At 57.7% G+C, this 13,487-nt stretch carries 15 protein-coding genes and 1 tRNA gene; 5 read left to right on the top strand and 11 right to left on the bottom strand.

Annotation, left to right across the window (positions count from 1 at the left end; all coding sequences use genetic code 11):
* Window position 1: 1 nt before the first annotated feature.
* Entirely contained in the window at window positions 2–2,197 is a 2,196-nt protein-coding gene (locus B30_RS15685) for a primosomal protein N' (protein WP_009573109.1), read from the bottom strand.
* A gap of 109 nt (window positions 2,198–2,306) precedes the next feature.
* Here B30_RS15685 and fsa point away from each other — a divergent pair, with 109 nt between their 5' ends.
* Window positions 2,307–2,960: a fructose-6-phosphate aldolase gene (gene fsa / locus B30_RS15680; protein ID WP_009573108.1), complete on the top strand. Its 654-nt coding sequence runs from the start codon at window positions 2,307–2,309 to the stop codon at window positions 2,958–2,960.
* A 62-nt stretch (window positions 2,961–3,022) separates the two neighbouring features.
* On the opposite strand, the gene B30_RS15675 is transcribed toward fsa, so the two are convergent.
* Window positions 3,023–4,159: a cytochrome-c peroxidase gene (locus B30_RS15675; protein WP_009573107.1), complete on the bottom strand. Its 1,137-nt coding sequence runs from the start codon at window positions 4,157–4,159 to the stop codon at window positions 3,023–3,025.
* 122 nt (window positions 4,160–4,281) lie between these two features.
* Window positions 4,282–5,733, bottom strand: a complete 1,452-nt coding sequence (locus tag B30_RS15670; protein ID WP_009573106.1) for a UbiA family prenyltransferase — start codon at window positions 5,731–5,733, stop codon at window positions 4,282–4,284.
* A 221-nt stretch (window positions 5,734–5,954) separates the two neighbouring features.
* Here B30_RS15670 and B30_RS15665 point away from each other — a divergent pair.
* A tRNA-Gly gene (locus B30_RS15665) sits at window positions 5,955–6,028 on the top strand.
* A 102-nt stretch (window positions 6,029–6,130) separates the two neighbouring features.
* Here B30_RS15665 and B30_RS15660 read toward each other — a convergent pair.
* The 8 genes from B30_RS15660 to B30_RS15625 form a co-directional block, all read right to left on the bottom strand.
* Window positions 6,131–6,337: a YgaP family membrane protein gene (locus tag B30_RS15660; RefSeq protein ID WP_009573105.1), complete on the bottom strand. Its 207-nt coding sequence runs from the start codon at window positions 6,335–6,337 to the stop codon at window positions 6,131–6,133.
* Window positions 6,338–6,424: 87 nt separating this feature from the next.
* Window positions 6,425–6,826 (bottom strand): PaaI family thioesterase, encoded by a 402-nt coding sequence (locus B30_RS15655; protein ID WP_009573104.1) that lies wholly within the window; start codon window positions 6,824–6,826, stop codon window positions 6,425–6,427.
* Window positions 6,823–7,488, bottom strand: a complete 666-nt coding sequence (locus B30_RS15650; RefSeq protein WP_009573103.1) for an SOS response-associated peptidase — start codon at window positions 7,486–7,488, stop codon at window positions 6,823–6,825. The genes B30_RS15655 and B30_RS15650 overlap by 4 nt, the downstream gene beginning before the upstream one ends.
* Window positions 7,489–7,535: 47 nt before the next feature.
* On the bottom strand, window positions 7,536–8,408 hold the full coding sequence (locus B30_RS15645; RefSeq protein ID WP_040402691.1) for a hypothetical protein: 873 nt from the start codon (window positions 8,406–8,408) through the stop codon (window positions 7,536–7,538).
* A gap of 98 nt (window positions 8,409–8,506) precedes the next feature.
* Window positions 8,507–8,812, bottom strand: a complete 306-nt coding sequence (locus B30_RS15640) for a J-domain-containing protein (RefSeq protein WP_009573101.1) — start codon at window positions 8,810–8,812, stop codon at window positions 8,507–8,509.
* On the bottom strand, window positions 8,812–9,294 hold the full coding sequence (locus B30_RS15635; protein WP_009573100.1) for a GFA family protein: 483 nt from the start codon (window positions 9,292–9,294) through the stop codon (window positions 8,812–8,814). The genes B30_RS15640 and B30_RS15635 overlap by 1 nt, the downstream gene beginning before the upstream one ends.
* Window positions 9,295–9,383: 89 nt before the next feature.
* Window positions 9,384–10,940, bottom strand: coding sequence for a bifunctional metallophosphatase/5'-nucleotidase (locus B30_RS15630; RefSeq protein WP_009573099.1), 1,557 nt, complete (start codon window positions 10,938–10,940; stop codon window positions 9,384–9,386).
* Window positions 10,941–11,066: 126 nt separating this feature from the next.
* Window positions 11,067–11,669 (bottom strand): TetR/AcrR family transcriptional regulator, encoded by a 603-nt coding sequence (locus B30_RS15625; protein ID WP_009573098.1) that lies wholly within the window; start codon window positions 11,667–11,669, stop codon window positions 11,067–11,069.
* Window positions 11,670–11,742: 73 nt separating this feature from the next.
* On the opposite strand from B30_RS15625, the gene B30_RS15620 reads away from it, so the two are divergent.
* The 3 genes from B30_RS15620 (at window position 11,743) to B30_RS15610 (ending at window position 13,485) form a co-directional block, all read left to right on the top strand.
* On the top strand, window positions 11,743–11,997 hold the full coding sequence (locus tag B30_RS15620) for a hypothetical protein (protein WP_009573097.1): 255 nt from the start codon (window positions 11,743–11,745) through the stop codon (window positions 11,995–11,997).
* Window positions 11,998–12,061: 64 nt separating this feature from the next.
* The gene (locus B30_RS15615; RefSeq protein ID WP_009573096.1) at window positions 12,062–12,415 is read left to right on the top strand and encodes a DUF952 domain-containing protein; all 354 of its coding nucleotides are present in this window, start codon (window positions 12,062–12,064) and stop codon (window positions 12,413–12,415) included.
* A complete protein-coding gene (locus tag B30_RS15610) occupies window positions 12,412–13,485 on the top strand; it encodes a quinone-dependent dihydroorotate dehydrogenase (RefSeq protein ID WP_009573095.1) in 1,074 nt (357 codons plus the stop codon). The genes B30_RS15615 and B30_RS15610 overlap by 4 nt, the downstream gene beginning before the upstream one ends.
* Window positions 13,486–13,487 lie beyond the last annotated feature (2 nt).

Genomic DNA, 13,487 nt, shown 5'->3' with positions numbered 1-13,487 from the left:
GTCACCAAAACGACTGCGGATCAATGTCGATCTGAAGTCGGACGGAATTGGGCCATTTCACCTGCCCGACCCAGGCGTTGATCGCCGCTTGCAACGGCGCGGTTTTCTCCGCCTTGATCAACAGCCGCACTCGATGTTTGCCGCGCACCCGCGCAATCGGTGCGGGCGCGGGACCGTAGAGTTGCGCACCCAAGCGACTCAGCGGCCCGGCCATCCGCGCAAGGTGATTGGCCACGTCCATCACCTGCGCCACATCCGGCCCCGACAGAATAATCCCCGCCATCCGCCCATAGGGCGGCACCCCGGCCATTTTGCGCTCGGCCGCTTCGGCCCGCCAAAACCCCTCTTCGTCACCGGCGATGATCGCTCGGATCACCGGATGTTCTGGCTGATAGGTCTGCAACAAAGCCACGCCTTTTTTCGCCGCCCGCCCGGCCCGGCCCGCCACCTGACGCATCAATTGAAACGTATGTTCGGCGGCGCGCAGGTCCGAGCCTTGCAGCCCCAGATCGGCATCAATCACGCCGACCAAGGTGAGGTTCGGGAAATTGTGACCTTTGGCCACCAACTGCGTGCCGATGATAATGTCCGTGTCGCCCTGTGCGATTTGGCGGATTTGATCCTTGAGCGCACGGGCCGAGGCGAACAAATCCGAAGATAGCACCGCGCATTTGGCCTCCGGGAACCGTTCCGCCACCTCCTCGGCCAGCCGTTCGACGCCGGGGCCAACCGGGGCCAGTCGCCCCTCGACCTGACAGGACGGACAGGCCGTGGGCATCGGTTTGGTTTCGCCACATTGGTGGCACATGAGGCGACCCAAAAAGCGGTGCTCAACCATCCGCGCATCGCAGTGATCACAGGCGATTTGATGACCACAGGCCCGACAAATCGTCACCGGGGCAAAGCCACGCCGATTGAGGAACAACAGGCTTTGCTCGCCCAATTCCATCCGTTTGCGCACGGAGCGCGCCAGAGCTTCTGAAATAAATTGTGTCGATGGCAGTTTCTCGCCCCGCATATCCAAAGCGTGCATATCGGGCATCACGGCGGGGCCAAATCGACTTTCGAGATCAAGGCGTTGGTATTTCCCCGCCTCGACATTGGCCCAGGTTTCAAGCGAGGGCGTGGCCGAAGCCAAAACCACGGCGGCTGAACACAAGGACGCGCGCAGCACCGCCATATCGCGGGCATTATAAAGCACGCCGTCCTCTTGTTTATACGATCCGTCATGTTCCTCATCGACCACGATCAGACCAAGATTTTGGAACGGCAAAAACAGCGCCGAGCGCGCGCCGATCACCACTTGCGCCCCGCTGATGCCGACCATTTTCCACACCCGGCGGCGTTCGGTCATGGTCACACCGGAATGCCATTCGGCAGGGCGCGCGCCAAAACGGTCCTCGAAGCGGGTGAGAAATTCCGCCGTCAGGGCGATCTCTGGTAAGAGCACCAAGGCCTGACGCCCCTTGGCGAGACAGGCGGCGACGGCTTCCAAATAGACCTCGGTCTTGCCCGATCCGGTGACGCCCTTCAAAAGCGTGGTGGAATAGGCCTCGGCGGAGACAGCTTTGCGCAGCGCCACTGCGGCCTCGGTTTGGGCCGGGGTCAACTCTTTTCCGGGGGCACTCGCATCCAATCGCGGATAGGGCAGATCGCGCGGGCAATCTTCCTCACGCACCGCGCCCGAGGGCACCATGCCCTTGATCACAGAGGGCGTGACCCCCGCCGTTTCGGCCAATTCTTTCAGGGTGAAAGACAGCCCGCCGTATTCTTCTAAAGTCTCAATCACCCGCGTGCGGGCTTCGGTTTCGCGCGGCGGGCGGCCTGTCCCGCGCAGGTAAATCTTGCGCATCGAGGGCGGGTTCATCAGCCCCGGCGCGCGCGTCGCAAGCCGTAGCATCGCGGTCATCGGGGTCAGCGTATAAGCGGCGGTCTTTTCCAAAAACTGCCGCATCTCATCGCGCATCGGTGCAACATCTAAAACATGCGACACGGAACGGGCCTTTTTCAGGTCAAACCCGCCAGCCCCCGGCCCCCAGACACAGCCCAACACTTTGCGCGGTCCAAGCGGCACTTCGACAAAGGCGCCACGCGCCACGCCGCCCTCGGGCGCCCTGTAATCAAGGAGCCGGTCAATCGGTTCGGCCGTCAACACCGCGACCAACGCGCCGTCAGAATAATGCTCTGCCTCATCCATGAGAGAGTGATACGGGTTTTGACCGATCCTCGCCAGACCCCCTTTCTTAGAGCGCTAACATGCACTATGACTCCCCCGTAAATTCAGGCGCATGAAGAGGAGCCGCCCCATGAAATTCTTTGTCGATACCGCTGATGTGGATGCAATCCGCGAACTCAACGACCTTGGCTTTGTGGACGGAGTCACCACCAACCCGTCGCTGATCAAGAAATCCGGTCGTGACATTTTGGAAGTGACCAAAGAGATTTGTGACATGGTCGATGGTCCGGTGTCCGCCGAAGTTGTGGCCCTTGATTTCGACAGCATGGTCGCCGAAGGCCGCAAACTGGCAACGATTGCCGACAATGTCGTGATCAAACTGCCGCTGACGCTGGACGGGTTGAAAGCCTGTAAATTGCTTTCCGGTGAGGGCCACAAAATCAACGTGACCCTGTGTTTCTCCGCCAACCAGGCCTTGCTCGCCGCCAAAGCGGGCGCGACTTATATTTCGCCCTTCATCGGGCGTCTCGACGACATCAACATCGACGGGCTTGAGCTGATCGAAGACATCCGCACGATCTACGACAACTATGGTTTCGAGACCGAAATCCTTGCCGCGTCGATCCGCACGGTGAACCATATTTCCGATTGCGCCAAAATCGGTGCCGACGTGATCACCGCCCCTGCGAATGTGATCAAAGCCATGGCCAACCACGTTTTGACCGACAAGGGCCTTGAGCAATTCGTCAAAGACGCCAAAGACGCCGGGATCAAAATCGTCTGATCCATCCCGGTTTAAGTAAAAAAACGCCCTCGCGATTTGCGGGGGCGTTTTTGTTTGGGTGCTTAGTTGGCGGCCTCTAACAACGGTTCATAGCGTTTGTCAGTGAGGGTTTTCATGAACGCAACCAATGCGTCGATCTCGCGATCTTCCAAGGCGGAGCCTGTGGTCAGTTCTTCCATCGACAACGTGTCCGCCACCTCAGGCGCGCGAAACGGCGCGCCAGTTTCCGGGTTGATTTTACGCGCCTCGGATTTGGTGTTGTAGGTGTTGTAAAACAAAACAACCGTGCGCAGATCGGCAAACACCCCGTTGTGCATATAGGGTCCAGTCACCGCAACATTGCGCAGGGTCGGGACTTTGTAGCGGCCCACGGTCTGCGGCGCGTCGCCCACTCGCGGGTTGGAGGCCAAGCCCCGATCCAATGTGCCCGGGGCCACACCGTTGAGCGCGCGCAGCTCAAGATTTTCGGGCACGCCGATGTTGTGATATTCGTAATTGGTGAAGGTCTCGCCCTCGGTGCCCGGCTGCGGTTTGAGTTGATGACAGACGTTGCAATTGGTGAATTGTTGCGAGAAAAATAGGGTTTCCCCCAAAAGCTCCTCGCGCGTCAACTCCGCTTCGCCCCTGATGTAGCGGTCATATTTGCTGTCAAACGGCGAAAACAGATCGGTGCGCTCAAAGGCGGCAATGGCTTTGGTCATTGCGGCATAGGCCTCATCTGGGTCAGAGAAAATCTCATCCCCGAACAGAGTTTTGAACGCCGCGACATAGGCCGGGTTCTCAGCAAGCCGCGCCACAACGGCGCCCGCATCGGCCATGCCCATCTCAATCGGGTTCAACGGCGGACCGCCCGCTTGGTCCTCCAAAGTCGCGGCTCGACCGTCCAGAAATTGCCCGCCTGCCCAAACGCCTTCGGCCTTCTCGAAAAACACCGGAGCAAAATGGGCATAAGCCGCAGTGGGCGCGTTGCGGTCACCGAGGGACACACCGTCATCACCCGGCGAGGCCATGCCGCGCGGATCGGCAAAGCCATGTTCGGGATCATGACAGGAAGCGCAGGACTCGCTGCGGTTTTGCGACAGGTTCGCATCGAAAAACAGAGATTCACCCAAACTCTCCAGTGTTTCGGACACGGCGGGAGCCGCCGTCAACAGCGACAGCGAAACAAGGGCGGCGCAGAGAGGGGGGACATGTGTCATGCGGGCAGCTTTCCAATGGCTCAACGAGGAGGCGGATATACCGCCCCTATTAGTTGACCTTTTCACTCGGAAAATTGATCGAGGTCAAGAGCCGGAGAAAAATGTGATCGGCGCCAAGAAGATCAACTCAGCGCCCCGCCAATAGCAAAGCCCACCGCCAACAAGCCGCAGATGCGTGAAATCCGGTCTTTGACGGCAAAGACAATCGGATCGTCATGCATTTCGCCACGATGAGTCGTCATCACGATCCAACTCACCCAGAACAACAACACAAGACAAATCCCCCAAAGCACCGAAGGGTTTGAGTACAACAGGCTGACTTGCGGTGAGGTCATATAAAGCGCCAAAACCAGCACGGAGACATAGCCAGACGCCAGCGCCATTTGCGAAATGATGCTCAGATCATCGACATGATAGCCCCGCCCAGAGGTCGAGAGCTTGCCCGCTTTGGCTGTGTCCACCAGCTCGGCCTGGCGTTTGACGGCCGCGAGGGAAAAGAACAAAAACACCGAAAAGGCCAGAAGCCAGACCGACAAAGGCACCGATGAGGCCACACCGCCGGCGATGATCCGCATCGTGTAGAGCCCGGCCAACACGCAGATATCAATCACCATGCGGCGTTTGAAATAAAGCGAATAGCCCGTCGTCATGGTGTAATAACAGAACATGACAAAAAGAAACAAAGGGCTGATCACCAGCGACAAAACAAAACCCGCTGCAAACAGTCCACCCGCCAATCCGGTGCCATGAGCAATGGGCAATGTGCCCGATGCAAAGGGCCGTTTGCATTTGCGTGGATGCGCCCGGTCGGCAGCCAAATCCAAAAGATCGTTGAGCACATAGACCGAGGAGGCAACCAGAGAGAAGGCGCAAAAGGCTAGAAAGCTGGTGAAAAACGCAGCGAAATTCAACTGGTGCCCCAAGAGCATCGGCAAAAACACTAAGATGTTTTTAAGCCACTGATGCGGGCGCAGCGCTTTGAGATAGGGTCTATAATCGGTCTCATCCGTGCCCAAATGCTCGGCCTCGACACCGAGCCCCACCGCTTTCGCCCGCAAATCCGCTGACGCATTGACCGTGATCGCGCGCCCTGCCCCGGCCCAAACCAACAGATCCGCCTCGTGATCGCCCATATAGGCATAGGCTTTTGCACCATACTGACTGGCCAGAAACGCGGCTTTATTGTTGCCCTTGAGGTTGTTGGTGCCGTCCGATCCATGCACCTCGTCAAACAGATTCAGATGCGCAGCGACCCGGTTGGCCAGCCCTTGATCTGAGGCGGTCACAAGCGCGGTTTTGCCGCCTGCGGCGCGCCAGGCGCGGATGTACTCGATCACCTCATCATTATAGGGCAAGGTCTCGACCACAACCTCTGATGCACCGGCCAGCGCACGTTTGAGCGCCGCTTTGCCGCCTGACAATGCCTTTACCGCCGCCAGCGCCGAACGCCAATCTTTGGAGGCAGCACTCCAAAAGCTCTCATAGAGCATGTCGGATTTTAACAGCGTCCCGTCCAAATCCACGGCCAAAACCAAATTGGCTTTCGCCGCGCTCATCACTGGAGCATCGCTCATACCATTTCACCTCATCCAACCGCTCTATCGCACAAAGATAGGCCTAAGCCGGTCGATCATGCGTGGCGCTGTTATCTTTGCCACAAAGATGCACAGTCATATGAGCGAGGGAAAGCCTTCGCGGCGTACAGAGACCGAATTGAGATTGAAACGGGGCAAATCCGCCACGCGCATTCCGTCTTGACCCTCCCGCAGTCATGTCATACCTAAGGGCGCACTGCGCGGGCGTTGTGTAGTGGTAAGACCTTAGCCTTCCAAGCTAATGACGCGGGTTCGATTCCCGCCGCCCGCTCCAATCCCCCCCAAATTATCTATGTCGCCCCGAGGTTTTGGGACTTTGGTCCAAAATCGAAAACGGGGCCCCGAAGGCCCCCGTTTGCATCACGTTTGGGTTGTCTTATTTTTCGAAGGCACAGCCAACCGGGAGGCCCATTTTGGCAAAGATTTTTGCCGCCGGGCACCAGCCGGTGAAAGAAGATTGCAACAGATTCGCGCCGATAAAGACGGTGAACCAGACAAAGCCGGGATGCACGAACTGGGTCAGCAACACGCTGATCAGGACCATAATTCCGGCGAAACGAAACATAGCACGGTCGATGGACATAGGGATAGCTCCAATGATGTATGAGGTCTTTGACACTCAGGTAACACCTCCCGCAAACAAATTCAATATTTTGAATGAAACTGCGTCCTAGGATCGCACCTTAAAGGTGCCGACTGCCGTTGCGATCAATTCGCCCGTCTCATCCAAAAGACGCCCTTCGGTGAAAAACGTTTTAGCCCCGCCACCAACCCGCCGTCCTTCGGCAATGAGGCGCGCGCCTTTGGGGCGAGACAGGTAATTGACCGTCAGCGAGAGCGTCAATGTCATCCTCACATCCTGCATATCGCCGGTAAAAGCACCAGAATACCCCATGGCCGTATCGAGTATCATGGCGTAAATCCCACCATGGGGAATGCCTGAGCGATTGGTCATAAACGGCGCTATCTCGGCCTCAAACCGCGCGAAATCAGTATTCCAATCCGTCATGGCAATGCCCAAATGCGCCAAAGCCGCAGACGGGGCTTCCAGAAAGGGCTTTTGCTCAGTCATTCATTGATCTCCTCAATCAGTTCAGGACCTGTGGCCCGATTAGAATTTATGGCGCGGCTGACGCGATGAAAGCGCAGCGCAGCGTCGGGCGCGGCCCGCATCAACGTTGCGGCCCCGTGGCCCTCTTCGCCAAGCCATTTCGCCCAATCTTCGGGACGCAACATCACCGGAATGCGGTGATGAATCTCCGCCATGCGGCCCTCGGCCTCCGTGGTGACCATGGCGCAGGTCGATAGGCGTTGACCATCCTGATCCCAGTCCTGCCAAATCCCGGCAAAGACCATCGGACCCTCATCTGCGGGTTGAATAAACCACGGGAGTTTGTCGCCCCCCTCGGGACGATGCCATTCATAAAACCCATCTGCTGGGATGAGGCAACGGCGCAGACGGCACGCATCGCGAAAGGCCGGTTTGTCCGCAAGGGTTTCGGCGCGGGCATTGATCAACAACGGGCCATCATTGGGCGTTTTGTACCATTTGGGGATAAACCCCCAACGCATTGGCACAAGGCGACGGTGATCACCGGCGCGATAGATCACATGGATGTCGGTCGTCGGACAAACATTGTGATTGGGCACGCAAGGCAGGGCGTTCGCAGGAGCCGCTTCAAACAGCTGCACCATCACGTCCGAGGCAAGAGTATTGGCGAAGCGTCCACACATGAGATGGATATACGCGCCACTCTTACGAACGGAAAGCCTCTTTGCGCCTAGAAACTAAAGCCCAATCGGTCGTCCATCCAAAGGCGTCGGGCTTGCAATGCGCCCCGCGTTCCCGTGCGCGTCCCGGTCTCAAGCCGATAGGCGAGGGAATACGTCATCTGTGAGCTGGAGCTGGCATGGCTGTCTGATTGGATCGCGCGCACATGGAGAGTCGAGTGATCATTCAAACTGTAAAGCATGGAGAGGCTATAAAAATCAAACGGCTCGCTCAGTTCTGCCCCAGCGTAAGCGGCCCATTTGCCTCCCAAAAGCGCACCGCCGCCAAATCCTATCTTCAGGTCTGCATCACTGGCCTCTTTGACCCCGCCGAGAAGGTAGAGATCGCCCGCCTCATATTCGCCCCAGACATGTCCCGTCGACACATCGGCATCCAGCCTGTGGGAGAGGCTGCTATACACTGTCAGTTCGTCCGTCACACGGTAGCTTACATCAAGAGACAGTAGATCGTCGCCTTCCTGTTTAAGCTCATGACGGACGCCCAAAACGGCACCAAAATCCTCCGCCTCATGGTCGAGATAGACACCGGTATAGTCGCTGTCCGCGTGATCATATTCCGCCAGCAACCGCAGGGACTCGGTCAAACCATACCCGACCCAGAGCGTTTGAGATTGTAGGTTAAAGGTGGCGATCCCTGGAAATTCGGAGCGCACATACCGAAGGGAACCACCAAAGACCACCGACTCTTGTGCCCATTCGACCGCAGCGGAAGTCTCATATTCGGTCCATTCAAAGCCCGAGGTTCCGCCATCAGAATGTAGGGCAGAAAGACCCAAATCGACATAGCTTGCCTGAGCGTGCGCGCAGAGCGGCAACAGCGTTCCGATGAACAGCAACAAAGAGCAAAGGCCAGACCGAAACATGAGGATTCCCGCGGTTAAAGACAGTGCCCCCATAAACCTCGAAACGCCTTAACAAACCTCCAACAGCATTAGGTTTTTCGATCTTTCGCAAAAACTCTCTAGCGATACGCTTTGCGGGCGATGTCGATTTTGGCATCCATCATCGACATGTCTTTCATGATCTCGGTGCGCCTCGTGCGATCCGACGTCTCGCGCAACTCAGTGCGCAGCTTTTCCAACTCCCGCCCCAACAAAACAAACTCCGGCACGCCGCCATTTTCCTGAACCACACGATTCAAAAGCGCGTTTTCCGGGTCGTCGCAGTCAGGCAAAGGCTTGCCCGCACCGGGCAGGTTGTCGAATTCGCCCCGCGCTTCGGCCTCCGCAATTTTGGCATTGATCAGATCGAGAAGCGGATGATCCATCATCCCCGCCCCAAGGCCATATTACGCCGCGCGATGGCCTCCGGCGTCCAGACCTCTTTGGTTGGATAGTAGTCGGGATAGATTTTGGCGCCGTCAGGAAAGCGCATCCAAGGCACGGCGGTGGAGGTAAAAATGAACACATCCGGGGTGATCTCGCGCGCCTGATCCAGCGTCCCAACCCGCACAAAGGCCAGCGCGCGCCCGGCCCCGGCGTAATGCGACCACAGCGCCACATGGCAGGAGGGGCAGCGGGCAATGGTCTGGCCTTTGCCAGAATTGGACGCGGTTTCGACCTCCGTCGGTGTGCCTTTGGTCACTGTCAGTTTGGCCCTTTCAATCAGGCCATTGAGGGCAAAGGCCGACCCGGTTTCGCGCTGGCACCATGTGCAATGACAAGAATGGACGCACATGAAGCTATCGCCCAGCGCATATTCGATCTCCCCACAGGTGCAACGCCCGCGCATCTCTTTCTCCACGCTCATGTCTTAGGGTCCCAGTCATCAGAAAAGCCCCCGCGACGGTAACGAGGGCTTTCCAAATTTTCCAGCGTCAAAAGAGGGGTTTTCGCCCCTTATTTGACAGTGATGCGGCCGTCTGTGTAGGGCGTATATGGGCCATTCTGGATCAGATATTCGGCCACAACATCGGCCACATCGGGACCGAAATCATAGGCGTTCTCTGCCGAAATGAACATTTTGAACCCATCGCCCCCGTTGCGGACGTAGTTGTTGGACACAACGCCGTAGACCTTATCCAGATCAATCGGCGCACCGCCCACCATCACGTCAGACACGCGCGCGCCAACCTCGGCAGAGCCGTCATAGGCATAGGTCAGACCCGCAACTTGCAGGAAACGACCCGCCACGTCTGTCAACTGGCTCACGCCATTTTCAAGCGCTTCGACAATGGTCGAGCCGGGCACATAGAAGGTGGAGAGGGTGTTTTGGAACGGCAGAACGGTCAGAACCTCGCCCATCGTCACCGGACCCGCATCAATAGAGGAGCGCACACCGCCGCCGTTTTGCAGCGCGATTTCAATGCCTTGACCCTTCACGCGGGCCAACATCGCATCTGCCAGGAGTGTCCCCATTTCGCATTCCATTGTACGACAGGTGTTTTTGTCGCCATCAATCGCTGCGGTGGTTTCGGCCACGACCTTGTTGCGGATTTCCTCAAGCGGAACAGCCGCTTCGGCAATGCGAGCGACGGTGACCTCGTCCTCGGACACGGCAGCATCCATAATGATCGGCGCACCAACGGCTTCGGTGATCTCACCGGCGTCGTCAAATGTGACGTTCAATTCGCCCAAGAACTTGCCGTAAGCATAGGCCGACAGAATGGCGGTGTTGCCCACCATGGTCGGGTACGGCCCTTCGGCCCCCTCCATGTCGCCCAAAAGCGTGTTGGAGTGACCGCCGACGATCACATCCACGCCGGTGGTGTTGGCGGCAACGGTTTTGTCGACGTTATAGCCGGAGTGGGACAGAACGATGATTTTGTTCACGCCCTCGGCGGTGAGTTTGTCGACCTCGCCTTGAACCGCATCGGAGGGATCGGTGAAGATCACGTTCGGACCGGGGGAGGCCAATTCGTCCGTATCATGCGGCGTCAGACCGATCAGGCCGATCTTTTCGCCACCGCGTTCGATGATGGTGGATTTGAGCAGCTTATCGGCCAACAAAGGCTCGCCGGAGAAGTCGGCGTTCGACATCAGGACCGGAAAGGTCACCGCATCCATAAAGCCGCGCAGCACTTCGGGACCATCGTCGAATTCGTGGTTGCCCACCGTCATCGCGTCATAGCCGAGCTTGTTCATCATCTCGGCGGCAAGTTTGCCTTTGTAATAGGTGTAGAACAACGTGCCTTGGAATTGGTCACCACCATCGACGAGGATGGAGTTGTTCGACCGCTTGCGCGCCTCTTCCACAGCCGTCACCAGACGCGCCGAGCCCCCGAAACACTTGCCTTCGGTGTTGTCCTCGCTTGAGCACCCGGCATCGTATTTCGAAATCGGTTCGAAACGCGCGTGGAAATCATTGGTGTGGAGTATGGTGAGCGAATAATCGGCATAGGCCGCACCAGCGGAGACCATCATAGCCGCCGAAGTCAGAAGGATTTTTTTGAGCATTTCTGCACCCCTGTTGAATTGATACCATAAACCCTGACGAGAGTTGACCGAAGAGTCAAAGCTCTAACCTCTTCATCAGCTACATTTCTCATGTAACAGTTTTGTAACGCACGAATGACAGGCAGGTCATTGTTTTTCGACAATCCAGCCAGACACCACGTCACGGGCCAACCGATGCGGATCTGTCGTAAGGCGATCTGTGAGCAATCTCAGCCAAGCTGCCGCCATGATCGTATCCGCCAAGGCGTCCGGTTCGACACCCTCGCGCAATTCACCCCGTGCCTGCGCCCATCCGACCGCCTCACTCAAGGCCGCCAAACGTTCCAAGCGATAGCGCTCCAATGCCTCTGCCACATCCTGATCCGACTGCGCCTCGGCAATGATTAGGCGAAACACCTGTCCCTCCGATGTTTTCCAGAATGCGAACACATAGCGGTAAAACTCTGCGATGGTGTCGACCAGATTGCCCATATCCTTGTGTTGGTGCGTGCCCTTGGAGCGCTCATAGACCGCCACCAAAAGCGCGCCCCGATTGGGCCACCACTTGTAAAGCGTCGCTTTGCCCGCCCGCGCGCGCCGCGCCACCGCCTCCATCGTCAAGCCATGCACGCCCTTTTCACGCAACAAATCACAAGCGGCATCCAGAATCGCCGCCTCCGTTGCCGGGTTGCGCCGCGCGCCGATCGACCGTCTTTGCGGCTTTGCGCACTCACCTGTGAATTCTGGCACAGACGACCTCCTTTACATATCAGAACACGCCGTTCATATAAAACGAAACGCATCGTTCCGTTTGGAGTATCACATGCCCACTGTCGTCACCAGCCCCACAGTCACCACCAGCCCCGCCACCCCACGCAAACCCAATCGCCTGCGGTTCAGCGCCTTTGTTTTTTTGGGCGTCTACCCCTTGGTGACCACCCTGATCTATGCCCTCGCCCCTGTCACAAGCGACTGGTCGATCTGGCAACGCAATCTCGTCATGGTGCCGATCATCGTTCTGTCCATGGTGTTTTTCATCATCCCACGGATTCACAGACATTTCGGTCGCTGGCTGTGACCCTGCGCCCGCTGGGACACAAAGCCCCATTGACCAAGTGCTGCAGCACTGGCATCTGAGAGACATGCATATTTACAAAATCTTCCGGGCCTCCGAATGGGCGGCCATGCAGGCGGGCGGCGAGACCCTTGGTGCGCCTGTTGACCTGGCCGATGGCTATGTCCACTTCTCCACTAAAGATCAGGTCAAAGAGACCGTGACCAAATGGTTTGCGGGCGAGGAAGGTCTGCATATTCTCGCCTGCGACAGCGACGCTATGGCCCCGCATATCAAATGGGAGCCGTCGCGTGGCGGTGCCTTGTTCCCACATCTCTATCGTGCCCTGCGGATGGATGACATCCTTTGGGTCAAAACCCTGCCGCTTGGCCCCGATGGGCATCTCTTTCCAGAAGATCTATCCCAGAGGATCAATGAATGACTCTCTTTGAACAGGTCGGCATGGCGCTTTTGCGCAGCCTCGACCCGGAGAAATCCCATCACTTCGCCCTGTCTGCCCTGCGCGCGGGCTTAGCCCCCCTGCCCGGTCCGATCACATCGGCACGGTTGAAAACCAAAATCGCAGGCCTTGAGATGCCCAATCCCGTGGGTCTGGCCGCCGGGTTTGACAAAAACGCCGAAGCCATCCCGCAACTGGCGCGCGCGGGCTTTGGCTTTATTGAACTGGGTGCCGTAACCCCGCGCCCCCAGCCGGGCAATCCAAAACCACGCCTGTTTCGCCTGAGCGAAGATCATGCGGTGATCAACCGTTTTGGCTTTAACAATGACGGGATGGAGGTGATCGGCAATCGCTTGGCGCGCTGCCGCCAGTCGACCCACCGGGCCAAAATCCCCGTTGGTCTGAACCTTGGTGCCAACAAAGACAGCGAAGATCGCGCCGGTGATTTCGCCAAAGTGCTGACCCATTGCGGCAATGCGATTGATTTCGCCACGGTCAATGTCTCCTCGCCCAACACCGAACGCCTGCGCGATTTGCAGGGGCCTGAGGCGCTTGAGGCTCTGTTGCGCGGCGTGTTGGAGGCGCGCACAGATTTGGATCATAAAGTGCCGGTGTTCTTGAAAATCGCCCCGGATTTGGAGGCCTCCGAACTGGCCGAACTGGCCGAGGTGGCGCGCAAATCCGGCATTGACGCAGTGATCGCCACCAACACCACTTTATCGCGTGAAGGTTTGAAATCTGCACATAAAGACGAGATGGGCGGTCTGTCCGGTCGTCCATTGTTCGAAAAGTCCACGCGGGTTCTGGCGCAATTGTCCCGTGATTTGGGCGATGACATGCCACTGATCGGGGTCGGTGGCATCGCCTCCGCTCTCGACGCCTATACCAAAATCCGCGCCGGGGCCTCGGTGGTTCAACTTTACTCAGCGATGGTCTATCAGGGCCTTTCACTGGCACCGCGCATCGCGCGTGGTTTGGACGATCTGCTCAAACAAGACGGGTTTGACACGGTCGCGGAAGCGGTCGGCACCAAGCGCAGCGATTGGCTTTAACC

The sequence above is a fragment of the Celeribacter baekdonensis B30 genome (genome assembly GCF_000299875.1).
GTDB classification, from domain to species: Bacteria; Pseudomonadota; Alphaproteobacteria; order Rhodobacterales; family Rhodobacteraceae; genus Celeribacter; species Celeribacter baekdonensis_A.
This window is presented reverse-complemented; position numbering and strand designations above follow the sequence as displayed.

Excerpts from the sequence above, each read along its gene's own strand:
- B30_RS15615 (WP_009573096.1), top strand. The coding sequence starts at position 12,062 with ATGCATATTTACAAAATCTTCCGGGCCTCCGAATGGGCGGCCATGCAG.
- B30_RS15635 (WP_009573100.1), bottom strand. The coding sequence starts at position 9,294 with ATGAGCGTGGAGAAAGAGATGCGCGGGCGTTGCACCTGTGGGGAGATC.
- B30_RS15630 (WP_009573099.1), bottom strand. The coding sequence starts at position 10,940 with ATGCTCAAAAAAATCCTTCTGACTTCGGCGGCTATGATGGTCTCCGCT.
- B30_RS15620 (WP_009573097.1), top strand. The coding sequence starts at position 11,743 with ATGCCCACTGTCGTCACCAGCCCCACAGTCACCACCAGCCCCGCCACC.
- fsa (WP_009573108.1), top strand. The coding sequence starts at position 2,307 with ATGAAATTCTTTGTCGATACCGCTGATGTGGATGCAATCCGCGAACTC.
- B30_RS15645 (WP_040402691.1), bottom strand. The coding sequence starts at position 8,408 with ATGTTTCGGTCTGGCCTTTGCTCTTTGTTGCTGTTCATCGGAACGCTG.
- B30_RS15660 (WP_009573105.1), bottom strand. The coding sequence starts at position 6,337 with ATGTCCATCGACCGTGCTATGTTTCGTTTCGCCGGAATTATGGTCCTG.
- B30_RS15655 (WP_009573104.1), bottom strand. The coding sequence starts at position 6,826 with ATGACTGAGCAAAAGCCCTTTCTGGAAGCCCCGTCTGCGGCTTTGGCG.
- B30_RS15610 (WP_009573095.1), top strand. The coding sequence starts at position 12,412 with ATGACTCTCTTTGAACAGGTCGGCATGGCGCTTTTGCGCAGCCTCGAC.
- B30_RS15670 (WP_009573106.1), bottom strand. The coding sequence starts at position 5,733 with ATGAGCGATGCTCCAGTGATGAGCGCGGCGAAAGCCAATTTGGTTTTG.
- B30_RS15650 (WP_009573103.1), bottom strand. The coding sequence starts at position 7,488 with ATGTGTGGACGCTTCGCCAATACTCTTGCCTCGGACGTGATGGTGCAG.
- B30_RS15675 (WP_009573107.1), bottom strand. The coding sequence starts at position 4,159 with ATGACACATGTCCCCCCTCTCTGCGCCGCCCTTGTTTCGCTGTCGCTG.
- B30_RS15685 (WP_009573109.1), bottom strand. The coding sequence starts at position 2,197 with ATGGATGAGGCAGAGCATTATTCTGACGGCGCGTTGGTCGCGGTGTTG.
- B30_RS15640 (WP_009573101.1), bottom strand. The coding sequence starts at position 8,812 with ATGGATCATCCGCTTCTCGATCTGATCAATGCCAAAATTGCGGAGGCC.